Raw genomic sequence first — 21,627 nt, forward strand, 5'->3', positions numbered from 1 at the left:
GCAAACAGGGAATAAGACAATGGCAGCTCCGGCGCAGAATCTCAGGATCAATGGCGACAGGTTGTGGGACAGCCTGATGGAGATGGCCAAGATCGGTCCCGGTGTTGCGGGGGGGAATAACCGGCAAACTCTGACTGACGAGGATGCCGAAGGCCGCGCCTTGTTCCAGAAATGGTGTGAAGAGGCTGGATGCACCATGGGGCTGGACCAGATGGGCAACATGTTTGCGCATCGTGAGGGCACCGATCCGGACGCTTTGCCGGTCTATGTGGGATCGCATCTGGATACGCAGCCGACCGGTGGAAAATATGACGGTGTGCTGGGCGTTCTGGGCGGGTTGGAAGTTATCCGAACGCTCAACGATCTCGGGATCAAGACAAAACACCCCATCGTGGCGACCAACTGGACCAACGAGGAAGGGACGCGATATGCGCCTGCCATGCTGTCGTCCGGTGTCTTTGCAGGAATGCACACGCAGGCTTGGGCGTATGACCGTGAAGATGCCGAGGGTAAGAAATTCGGGGATGAACTGAACCGGATCGGTTGGCGCGGCGAAGAAGAAGTCGGCGCGCGCAAGATGCGCGCTTTCTTTGAGTTGCATATCGAACAGGGCCCGATCCTTGAAGCCGAAGGCAAGGATATCGGCGTCGTTACCCACGGTCAGGGTCTGAGCTGGACACAGATCACGGTGACCGGAAAGGATGCCCATACCGGTTCGACCCCGATGCCGATGCGCAAGAATGCCGGGCTGGCGATGGCGCGCATTCTTGAGAAAGTGGACGAAATCGCCTGGTCTCATGCACCGCATGCGGTTGGTGCTGCGGGGCATATTGACGTTTTCCCGAACTCGCGAAACGTGATCCCCGGAAAAGTCGTTTTTACGGTCGATTTCCGCTCGCCCGAGCTGGAGGTGATCACCGACATGGAAAACCGTCTGCGGGTGGCGGCGGAAGATATTGTCGAAGAAATGGGCCTGCAGATCGAATTCGAGAAAGTCGGCGGTTTTGATCCGGTTAAATTCGACGACGATTGCGTGTCCGCCGTGCGCGATGCGGCTGAAAGGTTGGGCTATTCGCATACCAACATCATCTCGGGCGCGGGGCATGATGCCTGCTGGATCAACCGTGTGGCCCCGACCGCCATGGTCATGTGCCCCTGTGTTGATGGGTTGAGCCATAATGAGGCTGAAGAGATCAGCAAGGATTGGGCGGCAGCCGGGGCAGATGTCCTGCTGCATGCCGTGGTCGAGACTGCCGAAATCGTGGAATAGGGGGCGCTGCCCCCGTCGCCCATTGGGCGACTCCCCCGGAATATTTTTGGCCAGATGAAGCAAGCGGCGCAGACCGCATCAGGGAGTTCAAAATGAGTACTGTTATCAAAAACGGAACCGTTGTCACCGCGGATTTGTCTTACAAGGCGGATGTATTGGTCGAAGGCGGCGTCATCACCGGGATCGGGATGGGTCTGAAAGGGGATAGCGAGCTGGACGCGTCAGGCTGTTATGTGATGCCCGGTGGGATTGATCCGCATACCCATCTGGAAATGCCGTTCATGGGCACCTATTCCAGCGACGATTTCGAAAGCGGTACGCGGGCCGCCCTGGCCGGGGGCACGACGATGGTTGTTGACTTCGCGCTGCCCAATCCGGGCGAAAGCCTGCTGGATGCCCTGAAGCGTTGGGACAACAAATCGACACGGGCGAATTGCGACTACTCGTTCCACATGGCGGTGACATGGTGGGGCGAACAGGTTTTTGACGACCTCAAGACCGTGATCGAGACGCGCGGCATCAACACGTTCAAGCATTTCATGGCCTATAAAGGCGCGTTGATGGTGAATGACGATGAGCTTTATGCTTCGTTCAGGCGTTTGGCCGAACTGGGCGGCATCGCAATGGTGCATGCCGAGAACGGAGACGTCGTTGCCGAACTGAGTGCCAAGCTTCTGGCCGAGGGGAACTCTGGCCCGGAAGCGCACGCTTATTCCCGACCGCCGCAAGTAGAGGGTGAGGCCACAAACCGGGCCATTATGATCGCAGATATGGCGGGCGTGCCGCTGTATGTTGTTCATACATCCTGCGAAGAGTCTCATGAGGCCATTCGCCGAGCCCGAATGCAGGGCAAGAGGGTGTGGGGAGAGCCGCTGATTCAGCATCTGACCCTCGATGAAAGCGAATATTTTAATCAGGATTGGGACCACGCCGCGCGACGGGTCATGAGCCCCCCGTTCCGCAATAAGCAGCACCAGGACAGCCTGTGGAATGGCCTGCAATCAGGATCGCTGAGTGTTGTGGCAACCGACCATTGCGCCTTTACGACCGAACAGAAACGCTTTGGAGTTGGGGATTTCACCAAGATCCCGAACGGGACCGGCGGTCTGGAGGATCGGATGCCGATGCTGTGGACGCACGGTGTGAATACCGGGCGCCTGACGCCCAACGAATTTGTAGCGGTGACTTCAACAAACATCGCCAAGATACTGAATTGCTATCCGAAAAAGGGCGCGATCCTTGTTGGAGCGGATGCAGATATCGTCGTGTGGGATCCTGAAAAAACGAAAACGATCAGAGCCAGTACGCAGCAATCTTCGATTGACTATAACGTGTTTGAGGGCAAAGAGGTCAAAGGCCTGCCGCGCTTTACGCTGACCCGCGGACAGGTTGCGGTACATGATGGTGAAATCCGCACGCAGGAAGGCCATGGCGAGTTCGTAGCGCGCGAGGCAAATACGACCGTCAACAAGGCTTTGAGCGCGTGGAAAGAACTAACCGCCCCTCGGCCAGTTGAGCGGACAGGTATCCCGGCGACGGGGGTTTGATCCGTTGGACCGCTATTTGGGCGGCCCCGGCACCACTCTTTTCAAGGCAGTAGAATGACCACTGAAAGCACGAACCAGCACGTCATCGAAGCAAGGCAGCTTGACCTCACCTTTCAAACCAATGACGGGCCTGTTCACGCGTTGAAAGACGTGAACCTGACGATCGACAAGGGTGAATTTGTTAGTTTCATTGGCCCCTCGGGCTGTGGGAAAACCACTTTCCTGCGCTGTATCGCGGCCTTGGAGTCACCGACCGGCGGGTCGCTGACTGTCAACGGAATGACAGCGGACGAAGCGCGGCGAAACAGGGCCTATGGATATGTCTTTCAGGCAGCGGGCCTTTATCCCTGGCGCACCATCGCAAAGAACGTCAAGTTGCCTCTTGAGATCATGGGCTATTCCGCGTCCGAGCAGGAAGAAAGGGTGAGAAAAGTCCTGGAACTGGTTGATCTTGAAGGGTTCGGTGGGATATTCCCATGGCAGTTATCCGGAGGGATGCAGCAGCGCGCCAGCATCGCACGGGCCTTGGCCTTTGATGCTGATATCTTGTTGATGGATGAGCCGTTCGGCGCTTTGGATGAGATTGTGCGCGACCACCTGAACGAGCAGCTTCTGGCGCTTTGGGCAAGAACCGAAAAAACCATCGGTTTCGTGACACATTCGATTCCCGAAGCCGTATATCTGAGCACCAAAATTGTCGTGATGAGCCCGCGGCCGGGGCGGATTACGGATGTGATCGACAGCCCGCTGCCAAAGGAACGACCGTTGGACATTCGTGACACCCCAGAATTCATCGAAGTGGCCCATCGTGTTCGCGACGGGTTGCGGGCGGGGCATTCTTATGACGACTGATCCGGGGGCAGAAACCATCAGACGGGCCGTGGTAGGTGACGTGCCGGCTTGTGCCCGCGTGATTTACAATTGGGCCTCGCAGACGGACTGGATGCCTGATGAAATGCCGGTGGAGGAATTGGCGGCCTTGATCCGCGATGCGTTCGACAGCCGTGAGATCTGGGTCGCGGGTGATCCGGTTGATTGCTACATGTCCGTTGATCCGGCACAGAGTAAAATCGGTGCGTTGTATTGCAGCCGGACGGGGCAGGGAATTGGCAAGTGTTTCGTTGACAAGGCGAAGGAGGGTCGGACCCACCTTTGGCTGACAACACACAAACCCAATCAGGCGGCGCAGAGGTTTTACCGCCGTGAAGGGTTCGATGTAACCGCCGAAGAACTGCCTGCACCGCCAGACACAGTGCCCGTCTTTCGTATGGAGTGGCACGCATGAAGCAGATCATCGCCGTTTTCACCGTCGTCGCCGTGATCGTTCTGTTCTGGTATGCCGCTTGCGTTCCAATGAACATCAAAGGGGTTTTGACCGAACTTGAACGTGGTGGAGCCGAGGTTCAGCCGCCCACCGCAAGCGCGCGCCGGGATCTGGGAGAGTTCGGTCTGGTTCTGGATAATTCGTTCGCGATTCCAGCAACTTGGGAGCAAGGCAAGCCCCGTTTGCCATCACCTCATCAGGTGGCGATTGAACTGTGGGATACAACTGTTCTGAAGAAAATCAACTCGAAGAGATCGCTGATCTTTCATGGGTGGGTGACACTCAGCGCTACGATGCTGGGCTTTGTCATCGGGACCGGGCTGGGTGTCCTGTTGGCCGTTGGGATCGTGCATAGCCGCGTGATGGATTTGTCGGTCATGCCATGGGCTATCGTTAGCCAGACGATCCCGATTATCGCTTTGGCACCGATGATTATCGTGGTTCTTTACTCGGTCGGGGTTCAGGGGATCATTCCCAAGGCGATCATCTCAGCGTATCTGAGTTTTTTCCCGGTGGTCGTCGGCATGGTGAAAGGGTTGCGCAGCCCTGACGCAATGCAACTTGACCTGTTGCGGACTTATAATGCCAGCCAATCGCAGGGGTTTTGGAAACTGCGCCTGCCGGCGTCGATGCCATACCTGTTCACCTCGTTGAAGATCGGTATTGCGGCGTCGTTGGTCGGCGCAATCGTGGGTGAGCTGCCGACAGGCGCTGTCGCAGGATTGGGTGCTCGGTTGCTGGCAGGCAGTTACTATGGTCAAACCGTGCAGATATGGTCAGCGCTGTTTGCTGCGGCCATTCTGGCCGCCTGCCTGGTCGGTTTGTTGGGATTGATTGAACGGTTGGTTCTGAAGCGGATGGGGATGGCGCAATGATGTTGGTTGTCTTTGCTTTGCTGCTGTGGGCTTTCGGCTGGTGGTTGAACAGCCGATTGGCCAGTGGCCCGCAAGCCGACAGCCAGATGGTGCGCTTTCTGGCACCGGTGATTTTTGGTCTGACCATTGTCGGAGCCTGGGAGCTGGTGGTCCGTGGGCTTGAAGTGCCGCTGGTCATTCTACCGGCACCGTCTGCCATAGCGGTGCGATTTGCAGGTAGCCTTGACATTCTTTGGGCCGACTTTGTTCAGACGATCCTGAAAGGAGCGCTCAGCGGATATGTCATCGGCTGTGGATCGGCCTTCCTTTTGGCGATTGCCGTCGATCGGTGGGATTTCCTGCGTTTGGGGCTATTGCCAGTGGGAAATTTCGTCGCGGCTTTGCCCATTGTGGGAACGGCACCCATTCTGGTCATGTGGTTCGGGTTTGATTGGCATTCCAAAGCGGCGGTGGTCGTTGTGATGGTGTTCTTTCCGATGCTGGTCAACACCGTGGCCGGTCTGCGCGAGGCCACCGCAATGCAGCGTGACTTGATGGAAACCTATGCTGCAAGCTATTGGCAGAGCTTTCTGAAGCTGCGGCTGCCCGCGGCGATGCCTTTCATTTTCAACGGGTTGAAGATTTCGACAACTTTGGCTTTGATTGGCGCCATCGTGGCTGAATTCTTCGGATCGCCGATCGTGGGGATGGGCTTTCGGATTTCTACCAGCGTCGGCCAGCTGTCGCTTGATATGGTTTGGGCTGAGATCGTCGTAGCCGCACTTGCCGGGACCGCCTTTTACGGGCTTGTCGCTGGTATCGAGAAGGTCGTGACGTTCTGGCACCCGTCGCAGCGTCGATGAAAACGAAGGAATAATTCAACAGACCTCGACAACGGGGCAATCAAAAGCAACTAGGAGATAGGAAAATGAACAAGCTACTTAGCGGGGCGGTTGCCGCCTTCAGTTTGGCAGCCAGCACGGTGCTTGCGGCAGACGAAGTGACGTTGCAGCTGAAATGGGTTGGGCAGGCGCAGTTTGCTGGCTACTTTGTGGCAGAAGCAAAGGGTTTCTACGACGATGAGGGGCTTGATGTCACAATCAAACCGGGCGGCCCCGATATTGCACCGGAGCAAGTTATTGCTGGTGGCGGTGCGGACGTTATCACCACGTGGATGGCCGCCGGCTTGGCTGCACGCGAGCGCGGTGTTCCGCTAGTGAACATCGCTCAGCCATTCAAAACAGGCGGTCTTCAAGTTAACTGCCTGAAATCCACAGGAGTTGAATCGCCTGAGGATTTCCCAGGTCGCACCATGGGGGTCTGGTTCTTTGGCAATGAATACCCATTCTACGCCTGGATGGCGTCTCTAGGCATCGAGACCGATGGTGCTGATGAGAACGGCGTTACTGTTCTGAAGCAGGCGTTTTCCGCAGATCCTTTGATCCAAGGGCAAGCGGATTGCATCTCGACCATGACTTATAACGAATACCGCCAGATCCTTCAGGCTGGTATCACCCCGGAAGAGTTGGTGACGTTCAACTATCTGCAGATGGGGTTCGGTATGCTGGAGGACGGGCTTTATGTTATGGAAGAAAACCTGAACGATCCTGCGTTTGTCGACAAGATGGAGCGTTTTGTCCGTGCGTCGATGAAAGGCTGGAAATACGCGGCTGAACATCAGGAAGAGGCCGCTGAAATCGTTCTGGAGTTTGACGAGACCGGCGCGCAGGAGCTGGACCATCAGGTTTACATGATGGGCGAGGTAGCGAAACTGATCGAAGGATCCGACGGTGCGCTAGATCCAGCGGACTACGAACAGACAGTGAAAACGCTGTTGTCGGCCGTATCTGCGGAAAATCCGGCGATCACCAAGGAACCCGAAGGGGCCTGGACGCACCAGATCACGGACGCTGCTCTGAACTGACGCTAACCGTTTATCTGAGTGAAAAAAACGCGGTCCCAATCGGGGCCGCGTTTCGTATTCGTGGTGTCGGAATTGTGTCTGTACTTGGCACCGATATGAAGTAGTATTTCCATGTAATCTAACGTGTTTTGTACGAAGTGTAGGTATTTGGGGAGGAAATGCAGGAATTTTCATCAGAATTCAGCGCTGCGATTGCCTTGATCCTTGGGGGAGATTCTGAGCTGTGGGCAATTGTGCTGTTGTCTCTGAAAGTGTCCGTCTTTGCGGTGCTGGTTTCTGCTCTGATCGGAATGCCCGTGGGGGCTGCGTTGGCCGTCGCCCGGTTCCCCGGCCGCCGGATGCTGATCGTCCTGATGAATGCACTGATGGGGTTTCCACCGGTTGTCGTTGGCCTGCTGGTCTATCTGATGCTGTCCCGTTCGGGTCCCTTGGGGGTTCTTGAGCTTTTGTACACTCCGACCGCCATGATCATTGCGCAGGTGGTGTTGGTCACTCCCATTGTCGCGGCTCTGACGCGCCAGGTTGTTGAAATGTTGGCTGAGGAATATTCAGAACAGCTGCGGTCCTTGGGAGTGTCACGGCTGGCCTCGGTCCCGGTTTTGTTGTGGGATGCGCGACTGGCACTGGTCACGGCCTTGCTTGCCGGTTTCGGACGCGCCATCGCCGAGGTGGGCGCGGTTATCATCGTTGGCGGAAACATCAATCATGTGACCCGCGTGATGACCACAACCATTGCGCTTGAAACGTCGAAGGGAAATCTGTCGCTGGCACTGGCGTTGGGGGCGATCCTGATCGGGATTGCAATTGCCGTAAACGCGATGGTCAGCGCGGTCAGTTTGCGGGCCGAACAGGAGGGGTTGCGCCATGCGTGACGTGATCTGTGACATGTCGAACTGTCTGACGGTTGAAAACGTGCAAATTCGCAGCAACGGCAAGGTTTTGCTGGATGTTCCTTCATTGGTTCTGGATGGTCCGGGGCCGACGTTGCTTCTTGGCCCTAACGGTGCGGGCAAAAGCCTGTTGCTGCGGTGCTTGCACGGCCTGATTTCGCCGGATCGCGGGCGGGTGGTGCAGGATGGAAACCCTCTGGGCGCCGCGCAGAAAGCGCGCCAAGCCATGGTGTTTCAGAGACCGGTTCTGTTGCGACGGTCTGTTGCTGCAAACCTGGGCTTTGTCCTCAAACGACAGGGCATTGGGCGAACAGCAAGAAAGGCACGTATCACCGAGTTGCTGGCCGAAGGCGGGCTGGATGGTAAGGCCCGGCAATCCGCCCGATCACTGTCGGGCGGCGAGGCCCAGAGGCTGGCCATATTGCGTGCCTTGGCGCTGGAGCCCGAAACACTGTTTCTGGACGAACCGACCAGCGCCCTTGATCCCGGCGCGACACAGATGATCGAACGTATGGTTCTGCGCGCCTCTGCGCGGGGTGTACGGATCGTGATGGTGACACATGATATTGGTCAGGCCCGTCGTTTGGCCTCGGATGTGGTCATGATGCAGGGCGGTCTTGTGGTTGAACACGGTCCCGCAAAACAGGTTTTGGATACCCCGGTAAGCGAAGCATCGCGCCGCTACCTCGCGGGTGGATTGGTTACTTAAAAGATAAAACGGAGAGTATGATGTTCCGCGCAATATTTCGGGCAGCAGTGATAGCCCTTGGTCTGTCGGCAAGTGCGGCCAGGGCAGAGACTCCGTTCATTGTCGTTCAATCTACGACATCCACCCAGAACTCGGGGCTGTTGGACTATATTCTGCCGTGGTTCGAGGCCGATTCGGGCATTGACGTGCGCGTCGTGGCCGTAGGAACAGGTCAGGCAATTCGCAACGCAGTGAACGGTGACGGTGACGTCCTGCTGGTTCACGCCAAATCCGCCGAAGAGAAATTCGTCGCTGATGGATATGGCGTGGAGCGGAGGGACCTGATGTATAACGATTTTGTATTGGTGGGCCCCAACGCAGATCCCGCCGGAATTCGCGGTGGTGCCGACATTCTGAGCGCTCTTACAGCGATTGCAAAGGCTGAAGCCCCGTTTGCGTCGCGCGGTGATGACAGCGGAACGCACAAGGCCGAGCTGCGGCATTGGTCGGCTGCGGGGCTTGACCCAACCGGCGCGTCCGGCAGTTGGTATCGGGAAACCGGTTCAGGTATGGGGGCGACGCTGAACGTTGCCAGCGGCATGGACGCGTACACTCTGACAGATAGGGCGACGTGGCTGTCCTTTGGTAACAGAGGCAATCTTGAGATCATGGTCGAAGGCGACCCGCGTCTATTCAACCAATATGGTGTGATCCTCGTGAATCCTGAAAAGCATCCGCATGTACGGGCGGCCGCTGGTCAGCGTTTCATCGACTGGTTGACCGGGCTCGACGGGCAGCAGGCGATCGCCTCTTTCCAGCTGGACGGTCAGCAAGTGTTTTTCCCCAATGCGCAATAAGCTGGCCTGCGGCCAGCCCCTGCGGGGCGAGTATTTTTGAAAAGATGAAGGCGCGGGTGGATTTTCACCCGCTGGCCCCATTGTGGTGGATCGTGCCAAGACCAGACAGGTCATAGCCGCCGAACTCGCGCGCCCGCTGGGCGAACTGACCCGAGCGCAACAGGGTTAGCAGTTTCTGTATCGGCGGATCGAAAAAGGCCCGACGCCAGATGGCAAGATCCAGCCGCTCGGAATGAGTGGGGACAAAACCTAAGTTGTAGAGACCGGCTAGGGCGCCAAGCCCAAAACCGGCCTCGGCCTTCCGGTCATGCAGCGCGATCGCAAGCTCTTCTTCTGTGCGTGCGCAGCCTGGTCGAATATCCAGATCATCCCGGCGCAGGCCGTGGGCGTCCAGTTGGGCGTCAAACAGGCGCTGGCTCGCCGCACTGTCCTGACGCAGAATGACGGTGCGGGACTTGAGGTCGTCAAAGGAAATGATGTCGGATATGCCCGGAGCAAGAAGCAATCCACGCTCACGTCGGGCGATTTCAAACAGGATTACCGGGGCTTCGCCCAAAGTGTCTTGCAGGGATTCTTTGTTGAATCCGCCATCTTCGTGGATGTGCAACACAGCGGCCTGCGCGCTGCGTTCGCTGAGCCTGATCAGCCCGTCAAAAGAACCGTCGTAATAGGTGGCCAGCCCCGATCCACTTTCACGCAACGCCCAGTCCAGCAAGGGATCGTGGCTGCCCGCTATGATCGGGGGCAGGGGCGGTTCGGCAACCTGTGGGCCGGATCGCGACGCGTTGAGCCAGGCAATGATCTCGACCCGCGGAAACAACAGCTTACCCATGGCGCGCACGCACGGTATTTCGCCTGACGAGGCAAGGTCATAAGCCTTCCGCTCGCCAATGCGCAGCAGATCGGCCAGTTCACGGGTGGTCAGGTATTGTGGCATTCAGTCGAGGCGCACGGCGATGCCGGACGTAGTGTCAGCGGTGCTGAACCCGATCTGTTCCAGCACAAGCGGGGCTGCGCCTGCAATAACGACCATCGCGGCGACGGCGGCAAGAAAGGCTTTCATGGGCTCCTCCGGTTCAGTTCCGGTCAGTTGTTGCGCGACGCAAAAAAGCAATAAGATCCTTGCGATCCTGTGCTTTGGCAATTCGCTGCATCGGCATTTTCGACCCCGGAATGTAGTGGTCTGGCCCCTCGTCGAAAAGGGCATTTATTGTCTCGTCATTCCAAATGATATCAGAGCCTTGCAATGTATCCGAGTACAAATATCCACGAACCGTGCCGGCCTGACGTCCAAATACACCGTGCAGGGTTGGGCCTGCACGTCGCGCGTTATCGGAGGACAGGCTGTGACAGATCGAACATTTGCGCGCAAACTGGCGTTCCCCGTTGTCCATCTCATCAGGATTTTTCAGGAAACTCGGTTCTGCCGAGGCCATCTGGTGTTGGTCGGACAGAGCGTCCACAGGCCAGCTGTACATCGCCTCGTCAAGTCCGCCCGCATGGATGTTTTTACCGTCTTTGGAAAATGCCAAAGCCCAGACCGGACCGCGCAACGTGGCGCGAAAATCCTGTGCAATGCGCCAATCGACGGTGTCGATGACCATAATATACCCTTCGCCATCGCCTACGGCCAAAAGTTTCCGATCCGGGCTGAGCGCAAGGGCAAGGATCGGGCGGCGGTCCAGAGTGAAATCGCGCTCTTCCCCGGTGGCAAGGTCAAGGATACGCGTAACACCGTCAACCGCACCATAGGCGATCCAGTTATCTTGTGCATTCAGGGCCAGTTCATTGATGCCGAACCCGTGCTCGACCAGACGCCTTTTTTCCTGCCTGCTGGATACATCCCATAGCCGCAAAGCGCCGTCGACGCCCGCCGAAAATAGCTGTGTGCCGTCAGGTGAGAATGCGACCGCATTCACGCCACTGCCGGTCGGTCCAAGCCGCGCGGGTTCTGTGCCATCGATAGGCCACAGGCCGATTGTTCCATCCCAGCTGGCGGTCGCAATTACGGTTTCTGAAGCCGCAAGGCTGACAATCTTGCCCTTGTGTCGGCCAATGACTTCACCGCCGGGCCATTTGCGCAGGGTGAAGTCGTCTCCGGCAGAATAGAAAGCGGAGCCGTTGAACGCGACTGTGTTCACGGCGGCTTCGTGCCCTTCGTACCATTCTGGTGTTTGCCCGGTCCAAAGGCCCACAGAGTTGTCGAAACTGGCTGTTGCGATGCGACCGTCAGGCGCGGCGGCGATGCCCATGATGGGGCCGCCATGCCCTTTCAGCGTGAAGAATTCTGCCACGGCGGGCAGGGGCACCAGCACCAGCGCCAGAACCAGCCCACGCATCTATTCAGCGGGTGAGGCGGCTGCTGTGTCAGCCTCTTTTTTCTGCACCTCTTCCAGCCAGAGTGAGTGATGCTCGCGCGCCCATTGTTCCTCGACCTCTCCGGTTCCCATGGCGTCAAACGCGCCCTCCATCCCGACCGAGCCGAGATAGATATGAGCGACGATGATCGCGATGAACACATAGGCAATCATGACATGCCAGACTTGGGCGAATTGCATCTCTTCCTGCGGTGACATCTGCACCGGCAAGGTCAGACCCAGCGCCTGCGGAATGCCCGTGGCGTTTGCGACAGAGAAGGTTTTGGCGAACAGGGGCATCTCGAACGGGAACAACAGTGACAAGCCGGACAGGCTGATTGACACGCCCAGAAGGATGCAGGCCCAGAAGATGATCTTCTGCCCCGCATTGAATTTCCGGGCGGGCGGGTGGTTGCCCTTGGTGAACAGGCCCCCGCCAGCGGCCAGCCATTTCAGGTCAGTGCGGTTGGGGATGTTATGAGCAATCCAGTTCACCGTGACGATGATCAGACCCAGCATAAAGGCCCAGGCCAGATTGTTATGCAGCCACTTACAGCCCAGTGCGATGGTAGCGAAACCTTCCTTGCCGAAGATCGGAATCAGGAAGTCGCGGCCATAGAGCGTGAGCAAACCAGTAATGCCGAGGATTAGGAACGATCCTGCAAACAGCCAATGACCGAAACGTTCAATCCCGTTGAAGCGGGTAACCGTGCGGCCCGTTTTCTCTCCATCGATGCGGATTTTCCCACGGATCAGGAAGAACAGCAGAATGATGCCCAGCATCCCGGCGATGATATAGGTGCCATATTCGCGCAGCGGTCCGCTGCGGAAGTTCAGCCACCACATGCCGCCATCCTGTATCAGCACACTTGCCGCCGGGCCATTTGACGATACGGTCACATTGGCCGAGCCATAGCGCAACGCACGGTACACATCACTATCCGACGCGACTCCACGGGTGCCAAGCTGACCCATCAGGCCCTCGACATTGCTCTGGCCGGTATTGCCGGAGCGATATCCGTTATCAACCTGCTCACCACGTTGTCGGGCGAGAATGTCTTCGAGGGTCGTCGCTCCGCCGGTTCCCGCCCTTTCAGGCGTGGCGTTGCTGTCATCGGTCGTTTGGGCGGCTGCCGAAAGGGTCAGCCCAAGGGTCAACAGAAAAGCGATGAGAAAGCGGAGCATCTGAACCTCGGTCAAATTCCAAGATCGGACAACCCGCGCCGAGCGGGTTGTCCATTGCTTTGTGCAGACAGCGGCTTAGCCGTCTTTCTGGTCGTAGGCAGTACCCCAACCCCAGGCGCCCGAGCCGAAACCGCGCGCCACGACGCGTTCACGGTAAACAGCCGACACCACGTCGCCGTCACCGGCAAGCAGGGCCTTGGTGGAGCACATTTCGGCGCAGATGGGCAGTTTGCCCTCGGCGATCCGGTTGCGACCATATTTGGCGAACTCTGCGGTCGAGTGGTTTTCTTCGGGACCACCGGCGCAGAAGGTGCATTTGTCCATCTTGCCGCGTGAACCGAAATTGCCCGCCTGCGGGTATTGCGGCGCGCCAAATGGGCACGCGTAGAAGCAATAGCCGCAACCGATGCACAGGTCCTTGGAGTGCAGGACAACACCTTCTTCGTTCTGATAGAAGCAGTCGACCGGGCACACCGCCATGCAGGGCGCATCCGAACAATGCATACAGGCCACCGAGATCGAGCGTTCGCCCGGATTGCCGTCATTGATCGTCACCACCCTGCGGCGGTTGATACCCCAGGGTACCTCATGCTCGTTCTTGCACGCGGTTACGCAGGCGTTGCATTCGATGCAGCGTTCAGCGTCGCAGAGAAACTTTGCTCTAGCCATTAATCGTCCTCCTTACGCTGCCGAGATCTTGCAGAGAGTACACTTGGTCTCCTGCATCTGGGTCACTGAATCATAGCCATAGGTCTGGGCGGTGTTGGAACTTTCGCCCAGAACATAGGGGTCAGCACCGGCGGGGTATTTGTGCCGCAGATCCTCGCCCTGGAAATGGCCGCCAAAGTGGAAAGGCATGAAGGCGACACCGGCACCAACCCGATTGGTCAGCATCGCCATCACCTTTACCTTGCCGCCTTCCGGACCTTCGACCCAGACCTGTTGTCCGTCCCGAATGCCAAGGTTGTTGGCATCGCGCGGGTTGATCTCGACGAACATATCCTGCTGAAGTTCAGCAAGCCATGGGTTAGACCGGCTTTCGTCACCACCGCCTTCATATTCGACCAGACGACCAGACGTCAGGATTATCGGGTAATCCTTTGAAAAATCGTTCTTTTGGATCGAAGCATAGAGGGTGGGCAGGCGATAGGAGTGCCGATCCTCGTAGGTCGGATAGTCCGCCACCAGATCACGCCGGTTCGTATAAAGCGGCTCGCGATGCAGTGGGATCGGATCCGGGAAGGTCCAGACGACCGCGCGGGCCTTGGCGTTCCCGAAGGGCGCGCAGCCATGCTTGATCGCCACCCGCTGGATACCACCTGAAAGGTCGGTTTTCCAATTGGTCTCGGGGCCTGCAACGGCATCGATTGCAGCGCGTTCTTCAGCCGTCAGGTCACCGTCCCAGCCAAGATCCATCAGCATCTGCATCGTGAATTCAGGGTATCCGTCCTGAATTTCTGATCCAACGCTATAGACCCCTTCGGCCAGCAGGTTGTCGCCATCGCGTTCCACACCGAACCGGGCGCGGAAGGTCAGGCCACCTTCGGCCACCGGTTTGGACATGTCATAGAGGTTCGGTGTCCCCGTATGACCCATCTCAGCGGTTCCCCAGCAGGGCCACGGCAGACCATAGTATTCGCCGTCGTTTGGTCCACCAATGGCCTGCAGCGTGGTTCTGTCGAACGTGTGCTGATTGGCCATATGGCTTTTCAGACGTTCCGGCGACTGCCCGGTATAGCCGATGGTCCAGAGGCCCGAGTTGAACTCACGCGTGATGCTTTCAACATTCGGGGTCTCGGGGTCTTCCATCTCGATATTGCGGAACAGGCGATCCGCCCAACCGAACTTGTTGGCGAACTTGGCCATGATGACCTCGTCCGGCAGGCTTTCGAACAGCGGTTCGACGACCTTGTCACGCCACTGTAGCGAGCGGTTTGACGCGGTGACCGAGCCACGGGTTTCGAACTGCGTACAGGCGGGCAAAAGATAGACGCCATCGGTGCGGTCATGCAGAACAGCGGAAACGGTGGGATACGGGTCGACTACGACCAGCATGTCCAGCTTTTCCATTGCCGTTTTCATTTCCGGACCCCGCGTTTGCGAGTTCGGCGCGTGACCCCACAGAACCATGGCACGGACATTGTTGTCCTGATCCATGTTCGCAGGGTCTTCCAGAACACCGTCGATCCAGCGGGATACCGGGATACCGCTTTCATTCATCAGCGGTTTGTCCTTGCCGTCTTTGCCCTTGATCGTGGCGAACTGGCCCTTCAACCAATCCAGGTCTTCACCCCAGACGCGGCTCCAGTGGCCCCATGCGCCCGCGGACAGGCCGTAATAGCCGGGCAGGGTATGGGACAATACACCAAGGTCTGTCGCGCCCTGCACGTTGTCGTGGCCGCGGAAGATATTGGTGCCACCACCCGAGGTACCCATATTGCCCAGCGCAAGCTGAAGCACGCAATAGGCGCGGGTGTTGTTGTTGCCGTTGGTGTGCTGTGTGCCGCCCATGCACCAGATGACCGTGCCGGGGCGGTTGTTGGCCATGGTTCGGGCAACACGTTTCAGTTGCGAGCCAGGCACGCCGGTGACGCGTTCTGTTTCTTCAGGCGTCCATTTGGCCACCTCATCCTGAATCTGGTCCATGCCCCAGACACGGGTGCGGATGAACTCTTTATCCTCCCAACCGTTGTCGAAGATGTGCCACAGGATGCCCCAGATCAGTCCAACGTCTGTACCCGGGCGGAAACGGACATATTCATCCGCATGGGCCGCGGTGCGCGTAAATCGCGGGTCGCAGACGATCAGCGGTGCGTTGTTCTGCTCTTTCGCGCGCAGAACGTGCAGCAGAGAGACAGGGTGCGCTTCAGCCGGGTTGCCGCCGATGATGAAGATGGCGCGCGAGTTGTGGATGTCGTTATACGAATTGGTCATGGCGCCGTAGCCCCATGTATTCGCAACACCCGCAACCGTGGTCGAGTGGCAGATACGGGCCTGATGGTCCACGTTGTTCGTGCCCCAGTAGGCGGCGAATTTGCGGAACAGATAGGCCTGTTCGTTATTGTGCTTTGCAGAGCCCAGCCAATACACGCTGTCGGGCCCGGATTCTTCGCGGATCGACATCATGCCATCGCCGATCTCGTTGATCGCCTCTTCCCAGCTAATGCGCTTCCACTCGCCGCCTTCCTTTTTCATCGGATATTTCAGTCGGCGTTCACCATGGGCGTGCTCGCGAACCGAGGCCCCCTTGGCACAGTGTGCACCAAGGTTGAACGGGCTATCCCAGCCGGGTTCCTGCCCGACCCAGACACCGTTCTGCACTTCGGCAACGACAGTACAGCCGACCGAACAGTGGGTGCATACGGATTTGATGTTTTCAACGGCCTGTTTGGCCGCCGTCTGGGCACTGGCTGGCGTCACGGTTCCACCTGTGGCGCTGATCGCGGCAAGGCCGCCGATCGTCAGGCCCGAGCCACGCAGGAATGCGCGGCGATCGACGGTTTTCTCGCCGACCTGGGACAGGATACTTGTCCGCTGGGGGCGTCTCGCAACCCCGTTGGTCTTTTTCCTAAGCATGTCTTTCCTCCCTTGCGTGCCGTGTAAGCCACGGCTGGCTTGGTACTGCTGAAACCGACGTCAGGGCCAATCGCAACCGTCTGTCGGTGTGAGAGCGTCCGATCCTAGAACCGGGTGCTCTCGATGTAGGCGCGTGTATGCACAGTATCCTGAATGCGGGTTTCGTCGGCCGGCAGCGCGGCGGCTTCGGCCTTCCCGGTCAGGCTGGCGGCGGCAACGGCAGCGGGTGCTGCGGTTCCGGCCAGTTTGAGGAAGTCACGGCGGGTGGCGCCTTCTTCCTTGGTCTTGCTCATGGGAACCTCCTTTCCCAATTGCGGTTTGGCGCCCATAGGACACCGGCGATGTGCGGGTTACCCCGCCGTCATCCGGAACGCTTCGCGCTCGATCTCCATGAACACCCGACCGGCAGTGCCGACGGATGCATAAAGAACCGAGTTCTCGGCTGCTTCCAAATCCGAATAGAAATGCGTGGCCCAGGGGCCGATATGCTTGCTCCAGAATGCCTTTTGGTCATCCAGGGATGCCGGGCTGCCAAAACGCCCGACGATCATTCCGGCCATCATCTCCATCAATGAGGCGATGTTATCTTCGGGCTCGAACACGTTTTGGGCACGTGTGATCCCGCGAACCGCCATGTCATTGCGCAGCTGAGCCAAGGGTTTCTCGTTCAGGAAGCCCGTCAGGTAGAAACTGGCGTAAGGCAGCAACTCACCCCGGCCCAATCCGATGAACAACGCATTGAATTCCCGTTCGGCAGCGGCTGGCTTGGTGACCTTGGCAACCCGCGCCATGGATTGAATGGCCTTGCCGAGATCCGTGTCATCTCCGACCAGACCAGCCATTTGGTTCAGCAACATCTGGTCCGGAGGACCTGCCAGTAACAGACCCAGAAAGTTATAGAAATCCGCGCGCAGGCGATCCTCGGCTGAAACATCCAGAGTGTGCGCGTCACTTGCGGTCATTCGGTCATCCTTCAAATTCAAATGTCATTCGACGTGGAGACGGGGGACGGTCGACTTCTTCCGGCTCTTCCACCTGAACCACTGAAACCGGCTGTGGCACGGGATCGGGGTCAACTGGCACGACCTCTGGTTCAGAGAGCGTATCAGTTTCGATTTCGTTTTCTTCCGTTTCTTGCGCGTCGGCGGCCAGCGCTTCGACATGCGCCAGCATGCCTTTTCCAACTTGATAGGCGGTTTGGATGTTTTCGATCACGCAGGCCGCATCGGTATAGTCCTCGCCGTAATCGACCAGCCCGTCGACATTGGCTAGAACAGGGTTCAACCGCCACAGCCGACGCAGGGCGCGGCGCCGCAGGCGATCAGGCACTGCCTTGGACATAAAGCCCGAAACATCATCGCCGGGTCCGAGGGTATCCGGATCGGGAAGGTTGAATTCGGCCAAAATCTCGGCGTCACTCTTTTCTTCAAGTTCGGTGTGATGTGCTGCGATCACCCGTTCTTCGAGGGCCATCGCCTCGGCTTCAGCTTCGGCCTGAACGGCTGCCTTCCGGCGCGACCAGAAATCACGCCGCTCTGTCATTGCAGCACCCGTCTTGGTGCGCGAAATACATCCGATGCCTGCCGGATACGCGCGTCGCCCTTACCATCCTCCACCAAATCGGTTCGCTTTCTGTCGCGACGGCGCTTGACGAACACTTCGTGCTGGTGATGTTTCAGGGTGAAATCCCGTACCCAGGCGATCAACCCTTCGGTCATTGGGATTTTCTCGACAATCTCTTCGCCGGTGTCCGCGTAATCCTGCCCCTGGAACGGAGAAGCGGTGATCAGAACTGCATTCAGGGGCGTGTCGCCCTTCAGCTCATTCCGCAGTACAAGATAGATCGAGGGTTGCCCGTCCGACAGGTTGACCAGGTAGGCTTCAGTCTCGTCCGCCCAGAGGGTCAGGGGAAGGGTGGCAGCGTGGTATTCGACCGCCTCGCCTTCGCGGCGCAGTTCCTGCCAATCGGCTGGCCCTGCACCGGGCAACACGGCGACCGCGCGCCAGTTCCAGCGGGCCCAACGTGTGACCCCGGGTGTTTTGCGCACAATGACGCCAACCGGCATGTCGATCTGGCTTGCGGCCTTGGCCACTGGATCCTCCCCGAAAGGCTCTCCCCTGCCTTTCCATGTCCACTATGGTACACAAAATAGCCACGTGCCAAGCCTGCGCTTTAATACTTTGGTCGTATTCCCGGTAGCGTCTTCGTGATCAAAGCCTGAGAAGGCTTTTGTTTTATGGGATTTTGCCGCGAAACTCTGCCGGGCGCGCTGTGCACTTCGCAGGGTTGAAGTTGCTTCATCGGGAATGCAGCCTAAAGTGCAAAGGCGGGAATGCAGCCTAAAGTGCAAAGGATCGGGACTGCTTCCCGAGGGAGGGGACATGGGCACGAAACTTTTGCTCTGCGATTGCGCGGGAACTCAGGCGCTGGATCCGGACAGGATCGAAAGCGCCTGCGGGATTACCTGTTCAAAGGTGCATACCGCGCTTTGCACAAAAGAACTGCAATCTGCTGCATCCTTGATGCAAGAGGGCGATACCGTCATCGCCTGTCTGCAGGAACAAGAGGTGTTCCGGTCGCTTGCCGAAGATATGAATGTCGAAATTCCCGGCTTTGTCGACCTGCGGGATCGCGCCGGTTGGTCCGATCAGGGCGCGGATGCGACGGCCAAAATGGCTGCCTTAGCTGCCGAAGCGTTCCTGCCGCAACCGGTGACGCCCAGCGTTGATGTTATCAGCGAAGGCACGTGTTTTATCATTGGTCCTGGTACCGTTGCCTTTGGACTGGCGGAAAGGTTGGCCCGAACACTGGCGGTAACCGTTCTGGTCACGGATCAGGCTGAGCCAGACTCTCGGGCCTTCGATGTCATTCGGGGACAATTGCGGTCTGTTTCGGGTGCTCTGGGTGGGTTTTCCTTGCGTCTGGACAATGTGCAGCAAGTGGTTCCCGCAGGCAGAGGTGCTTTCAATTGGACAGAACCAAGAGATGGGGCGCAATCGGCCTGCGATATCATTGTTGACCTGACGGGGGGCACGCCCTTTGTGCAGGCTCCGGCCAAGCGCGAAGGGTATTTGCGGGCTGATCCCAAGGATGCGGTTTCTGTAGAACGTCTGGCTTTTGACGCCGCCCAACTGGTCGGAACATTCGAAAAACCTCTGTACGTGCGACTGGAGGAAACACTTTGCGCCCATTCGCGGGCGGAACAGGTCGGATGCTCAAACTGTCTGGATATCTGCCCAACCGGTGCAATCACACCCTCGGGCGAGCATGTGGCGATTGATCCGATGGTCTGCGCCGGGTGTGGCGAATGCGCGGCGGTCTGCCCGTCATCGGCGATAACCTATGAAGATCCACCTGTTTCGGCCTTGCTGTCACGGATGCATATTCTGGAACGCACGTACCGAAGGGCAGGCGGAATCGCACCCCGGTTGCTTGTGCACGACGCCTACGGTGCCGAGATGATAAGGCTTACAGCAAGGTTCGGCCGGGGATTGCCTGCGGATGTTATCCCGCTGGAATTGAAAGTGATATCCGGGTTCGGCCATTCGGAAATGCTGGCCGCGCTGGCACATGGATTTGCGCGTGTGGATGTGTTGCTGGCCCCGAAGACCGAACGGGATGCGCTGGATCGCGAAATTGAACTGGCACGTGCCATAACCAGTTCGGATGCGATCGGGCTGATCGAGGAGGTGGACCCTGATGCGATGGCAGACTTGCTGTATGCGCAAAATGTCCCCGAACCGTTGGCAAATCCGGTCTTGCCACTTGGCAACCGCCGACAAATCGCGCGGCTGGCAGCACAGGCCCTGAACCCGCAGGCCAAAGCCCCGCTGCCATTGCCTGAAGGTGCGCCTTACGGTGCCGTTGCTGTGAATACAGACAGTTGCACGCTCTGTCTAAGTTGCGTGTCGCTGTGCCCGTCCGGGGCTTTGATGGATAACCCTGACAAGCCCCAGTTGAACTTTCAGCAGGATGCGTGCCTGCAATGCGGAATGTGCAAGACGATCTGCCCCGAAGACGCGATCACCTTGGTGCCGCAACTGGATCTGAGCGATGCTGCCCTGTCTCAGCAGGTCCTGAACGAGGAGGAACCGTTTGCCTGCATCGAATGCGGGGCTTTGTTCGGGGTGAAATCAACCGTTGAACGGATCATGGAAAAGCTTTCGGGCACGCACCCGATGTTTGCCACGTCGGATCAGGCACGGATGATCCAGATGTGCGACAATTGCCGGGTGAATGCTCATTTCCAGCAGCAGGACAATCCGTTCCAGTCAAAACCCAAGCCTCGGGTCGTTACCACCGAGGATTACTATTCGGATAGAAAGGATCACTGAAGCTTTAGCGGCGCGCCCAGATCAGCGGCGTCTATGCGCGAAACAAACGCCAGGATGGCTTCAAGATCGTCCAACGTCATCTTGACCGGGTGAATTGGGGATGGGCGCTCGGGATCAAAGGGCGGTGTCAACCCGTCGATCTGCGTGAATGCGGGGTGGGGATTGAGGGCAAAGAACGCTTCGAACCGTTCCGACCAATCCGGCATCGCGCGCAGGACGGCGAAAGAGGGGGTCGAGCCAAGCCCGTTCATCCGATTGCGGGGGCCAATCACATGACATCGACCACAATGGGTCATCGACAGTTCTTCGCCCAACACGGTGTTGCCGTCCAGGGTATCGTCCGACTGGGTGACCTTGGGATCAAAGCTGGCGCTGAACGGTTCACCCACCACAGGAGGAAAGCTTTCGACAGTGCGCTTGCCGATCTCTGATTGCAGCCAGTCGCGAAACCGGATTTGACGATCATCGCCTTCGATCCGCAGGTGATAAACCACGCCACCACGGGCAAAGACAGGATCGCCGGGTGGTTCGGTTACCAGCACCATGGCACCGGCATCATCTGCGACAACGCGTATCCCGGTCTTGAGAGAGAAGCGAGGAAGGATATGTTGCAACAGACCGGAGTCGTTAACCTCTGCCGGGGCCGCAAGGCCAATCGCCTCCTGCGACAAGGAGGGGGTGGCGGTGAGCGTCAGGCTCAGGCACAACAAGACAAGGCGCATGGTTTAGCCTAACTATGAAGGCTGTTACGCGTCAAATGAACAGAAAGAGACGGAGACACATGCAATGAGCGGCGACCAATACATGTCGACACGCACGC

The 21,627-nt window shown here is 58.0% G+C and carries 22 protein-coding genes; 11 read left to right on the forward strand and 11 right to left on the reverse strand.

The window, feature by feature from the left end; all coding sequences use genetic code 11:
* Positions 1-19 precede the first annotated feature (19 nt).
* From ACR0DS_RS06350 to ACR0DS_RS06395, 10 genes are all read left to right on the forward strand, one after another.
* Entirely contained in the window at positions 20-1,270 is a 1,251-nt protein-coding gene (locus ACR0DS_RS06350; RefSeq protein ID WP_480558640.1) for a Zn-dependent hydrolase, read from the forward strand.
* A 92-nt stretch (positions 1,271-1,362) separates the two neighbouring features.
* The gene (gene hydA / locus ACR0DS_RS06355) at positions 1,363-2,817 is read left to right on the forward strand and encodes a dihydropyrimidinase (RefSeq protein WP_480558638.1); all 1,455 of its coding nucleotides are present in this window, start codon (positions 1,363-1,365) and stop codon (positions 2,815-2,817) included.
* Between the two features lie 54 nt (positions 2,818-2,871).
* Positions 2,872-3,669 carry an ABC transporter ATP-binding protein gene (locus tag ACR0DS_RS06360; RefSeq protein ID WP_480558636.1) on the forward strand — a complete coding sequence of 266 codons (798 nt, stop codon included), beginning with the start codon at positions 2,872-2,874 and terminating at the stop codon, positions 3,667-3,669.
* Positions 3,659-4,102, forward strand: a complete 444-nt coding sequence (locus ACR0DS_RS06365; RefSeq protein ID WP_480558634.1) for an N-acetyltransferase family protein — start codon at positions 3,659-3,661, stop codon at positions 4,100-4,102. The genes ACR0DS_RS06360 and ACR0DS_RS06365 overlap by 11 nt, the downstream gene beginning before the upstream one ends.
* Positions 4,099-5,016: an ABC transporter permease gene (locus tag ACR0DS_RS06370; protein WP_480558632.1), complete on the forward strand. Its 918-nt coding sequence runs from the start codon at positions 4,099-4,101 to the stop codon at positions 5,014-5,016. The genes ACR0DS_RS06365 and ACR0DS_RS06370 overlap by 4 nt, the downstream gene beginning before the upstream one ends.
* Positions 5,013-5,858, forward strand: a complete 846-nt coding sequence (locus ACR0DS_RS06375) for an ABC transporter permease (protein WP_480558630.1) — start codon at positions 5,013-5,015, stop codon at positions 5,856-5,858. Before ACR0DS_RS06370 ends, ACR0DS_RS06375 begins: the two co-directional genes overlap by 4 nt.
* A 65-nt stretch (positions 5,859-5,923) precedes the next feature.
* Positions 5,924-6,919 (forward strand): ABC transporter substrate-binding protein, encoded by a 996-nt coding sequence (locus ACR0DS_RS06380; RefSeq protein WP_480558628.1) that lies wholly within the window; start codon positions 5,924-5,926, stop codon positions 6,917-6,919.
* A 158-nt stretch (positions 6,920-7,077) separates the two neighbouring features.
* Positions 7,078-7,791 (forward strand): ABC transporter permease, encoded by a 714-nt coding sequence (locus ACR0DS_RS06385; RefSeq protein WP_480485912.1) that lies wholly within the window; start codon positions 7,078-7,080, stop codon positions 7,789-7,791.
* Positions 7,784-8,518, forward strand: coding sequence for an ATP-binding cassette domain-containing protein (locus ACR0DS_RS06390; RefSeq protein WP_480558626.1), 735 nt, complete (start codon positions 7,784-7,786; stop codon positions 8,516-8,518). The genes ACR0DS_RS06385 and ACR0DS_RS06390 overlap by 8 nt, the downstream gene beginning before the upstream one ends.
* A 20-nt stretch (positions 8,519-8,538) precedes the next feature.
* Entirely contained in the window at positions 8,539-9,354 is an 816-nt protein-coding gene (locus ACR0DS_RS06395) for an ABC transporter substrate-binding protein (protein ID WP_480558624.1), read from the forward strand.
* Between the two features lie 64 nt (positions 9,355-9,418).
* On the opposite strand, the gene ACR0DS_RS06400 is transcribed toward ACR0DS_RS06395, so the two are convergent.
* From ACR0DS_RS06400 to ACR0DS_RS06445, 10 genes are all read right to left on the reverse strand, one after another.
* Entirely contained in the window at positions 9,419-10,291 is an 873-nt protein-coding gene (locus tag ACR0DS_RS06400) for a substrate-binding domain-containing protein (protein WP_480558622.1), read from the reverse strand.
* Complete coding sequence (locus ACR0DS_RS06405; protein ID WP_480485904.1) at positions 10,292-10,417, reverse strand: hypothetical protein; 126 nt, start codon at positions 10,415-10,417, stop codon at positions 10,292-10,294.
* A 13-nt stretch (positions 10,418-10,430) separates the two neighbouring features.
* The gene (locus ACR0DS_RS06410) at positions 10,431-11,693 is read right to left on the reverse strand and encodes a c-type cytochrome (protein WP_480558620.1); all 1,263 of its coding nucleotides are present in this window, start codon (positions 11,691-11,693) and stop codon (positions 10,431-10,433) included.
* Positions 11,694-12,896: a formate dehydrogenase subunit gamma gene (locus ACR0DS_RS06415; RefSeq protein ID WP_480558618.1), complete on the reverse strand. Its 1,203-nt coding sequence runs from the start codon at positions 12,894-12,896 to the stop codon at positions 11,694-11,696.
* A gap of 75 nt (positions 12,897-12,971) precedes the next feature.
* A complete protein-coding gene (fdh3B, locus tag ACR0DS_RS06420) occupies positions 12,972-13,565 on the reverse strand; it encodes a formate dehydrogenase FDH3 subunit beta (protein ID WP_209504177.1) in 594 nt (197 codons plus the stop codon).
* 12 nt (positions 13,566-13,577) lie between these two features.
* Positions 13,578-16,472, reverse strand: coding sequence for a formate dehydrogenase subunit alpha (locus tag ACR0DS_RS06425; RefSeq protein WP_480558616.1), 2,895 nt, complete (start codon positions 16,470-16,472; stop codon positions 13,578-13,580).
* Between the two features lie 104 nt (positions 16,473-16,576).
* Positions 16,577-16,765, reverse strand: coding sequence for a ubiquinol-cytochrome c reductase iron-sulfur subunit N-terminal domain-containing protein (locus ACR0DS_RS06430; RefSeq protein WP_480558614.1), 189 nt, complete (start codon positions 16,763-16,765; stop codon positions 16,577-16,579).
* Between the two features lie 57 nt (positions 16,766-16,822).
* A complete protein-coding gene (locus ACR0DS_RS06435; protein ID WP_480476674.1) occupies positions 16,823-17,434 on the reverse strand; it encodes a TorD/DmsD family molecular chaperone in 612 nt (203 codons plus the stop codon).
* Positions 17,435-17,438: 4 nt separating this feature from the next.
* Complete coding sequence (locus ACR0DS_RS06440; RefSeq protein ID WP_480558612.1) at positions 17,439-18,014, reverse strand: DUF3306 domain-containing protein; 576 nt, start codon at positions 18,012-18,014, stop codon at positions 17,439-17,441.
* Positions 18,011-18,565, reverse strand: coding sequence for a DUF3305 domain-containing protein (locus ACR0DS_RS06445; protein ID WP_267365561.1), 555 nt, complete (start codon positions 18,563-18,565; stop codon positions 18,011-18,013). The genes ACR0DS_RS06440 and ACR0DS_RS06445 overlap by 4 nt, the downstream gene beginning before the upstream one ends.
* A gap of 289 nt (positions 18,566-18,854) precedes the next feature.
* Between ACR0DS_RS06445 and ACR0DS_RS06450 the strand changes: the two genes are divergently transcribed.
* Positions 18,855-20,807, forward strand: coding sequence for a 4Fe-4S binding protein (locus tag ACR0DS_RS06450; RefSeq protein ID WP_480537660.1), 1,953 nt, complete (start codon positions 18,855-18,857; stop codon positions 20,805-20,807).
* Here ACR0DS_RS06450 and ACR0DS_RS06455 read toward each other — a convergent pair.
* Positions 20,801-21,529, reverse strand: coding sequence for a hypothetical protein (locus ACR0DS_RS06455; RefSeq protein WP_480485895.1), 729 nt, complete (start codon positions 21,527-21,529; stop codon positions 20,801-20,803). The two genes, ACR0DS_RS06450 and ACR0DS_RS06455, sit on opposite strands and share 7 nt — an antisense overlap.
* Positions 21,530-21,627 lie beyond the last annotated feature (98 nt).

This window comes from Ruegeria sp. AF5 (assembly GCF_056541905.1).

Excerpts from the sequence above, each read along its gene's own strand:
- ACR0DS_RS06350 (WP_480558640.1), top strand. The coding sequence starts at position 20 with ATGGCAGCTCCGGCGCAGAATCTCAGGATCAATGGCGACAGGTTGTGG.
- hydA (WP_480558638.1), top strand. The coding sequence starts at position 1,363 with ATGAGTACTGTTATCAAAAACGGAACCGTTGTCACCGCGGATTTGTCT.
- ACR0DS_RS06360 (WP_480558636.1), top strand. The coding sequence starts at position 2,872 with ATGACCACTGAAAGCACGAACCAGCACGTCATCGAAGCAAGGCAGCTT.
- ACR0DS_RS06365 (WP_480558634.1), top strand. The coding sequence starts at position 3,659 with ATGACGACTGATCCGGGGGCAGAAACCATCAGACGGGCCGTGGTAGGT.
- ACR0DS_RS06370 (WP_480558632.1), top strand. The coding sequence starts at position 4,099 with ATGAAGCAGATCATCGCCGTTTTCACCGTCGTCGCCGTGATCGTTCTG.
- ACR0DS_RS06375 (WP_480558630.1), top strand. The coding sequence starts at position 5,013 with ATGATGTTGGTTGTCTTTGCTTTGCTGCTGTGGGCTTTCGGCTGGTGG.
- ACR0DS_RS06380 (WP_480558628.1), top strand. The coding sequence starts at position 5,924 with ATGAACAAGCTACTTAGCGGGGCGGTTGCCGCCTTCAGTTTGGCAGCC.
- ACR0DS_RS06385 (WP_480485912.1), top strand. The coding sequence starts at position 7,078 with ATGCAGGAATTTTCATCAGAATTCAGCGCTGCGATTGCCTTGATCCTT.
- ACR0DS_RS06390 (WP_480558626.1), top strand. The coding sequence starts at position 7,784 with ATGCGTGACGTGATCTGTGACATGTCGAACTGTCTGACGGTTGAAAAC.
- ACR0DS_RS06395 (WP_480558624.1), top strand. The coding sequence starts at position 8,539 with ATGTTCCGCGCAATATTTCGGGCAGCAGTGATAGCCCTTGGTCTGTCG.
- ACR0DS_RS06400 (WP_480558622.1), bottom strand. The coding sequence starts at position 10,291 with ATGCCACAATACCTGACCACCCGTGAACTGGCCGATCTGCTGCGCATT.
- ACR0DS_RS06405 (WP_480485904.1), bottom strand. The coding sequence starts at position 10,417 with ATGAAAGCCTTTCTTGCCGCCGTCGCCGCGATGGTCGTTATTGCAGGC.
- ACR0DS_RS06410 (WP_480558620.1), bottom strand. The coding sequence starts at position 11,693 with ATGCGTGGGCTGGTTCTGGCGCTGGTGCTGGTGCCCCTGCCCGCCGTG.
- ACR0DS_RS06415 (WP_480558618.1), bottom strand. The coding sequence starts at position 12,896 with ATGCTCCGCTTTCTCATCGCTTTTCTGTTGACCCTTGGGCTGACCCTT.
- fdh3B (WP_209504177.1), bottom strand. The coding sequence starts at position 13,565 with ATGGCTAGAGCAAAGTTTCTCTGCGACGCTGAACGCTGCATCGAATGC.
- ACR0DS_RS06425 (WP_480558616.1), bottom strand. The coding sequence starts at position 16,472 with ATGCTTAGGAAAAAGACCAACGGGGTTGCGAGACGCCCCCAGCGGACA.
- ACR0DS_RS06430 (WP_480558614.1), bottom strand. The coding sequence starts at position 16,765 with ATGAGCAAGACCAAGGAAGAAGGCGCCACCCGCCGTGACTTCCTCAAA.
- ACR0DS_RS06435 (WP_480476674.1), bottom strand. The coding sequence starts at position 17,434 with ATGACCGCAAGTGACGCGCACACTCTGGATGTTTCAGCCGAGGATCGC.
- ACR0DS_RS06440 (WP_480558612.1), bottom strand. The coding sequence starts at position 18,014 with ATGACAGAGCGGCGTGATTTCTGGTCGCGCCGGAAGGCAGCCGTTCAG.
- ACR0DS_RS06450 (WP_480537660.1), top strand. The coding sequence starts at position 18,855 with ATGGGCACGAAACTTTTGCTCTGCGATTGCGCGGGAACTCAGGCGCTG.
- ACR0DS_RS06455 (WP_480485895.1), bottom strand. The coding sequence starts at position 21,529 with ATGCGCCTTGTCTTGTTGTGCCTGAGCCTGACGCTCACCGCCACCCCC.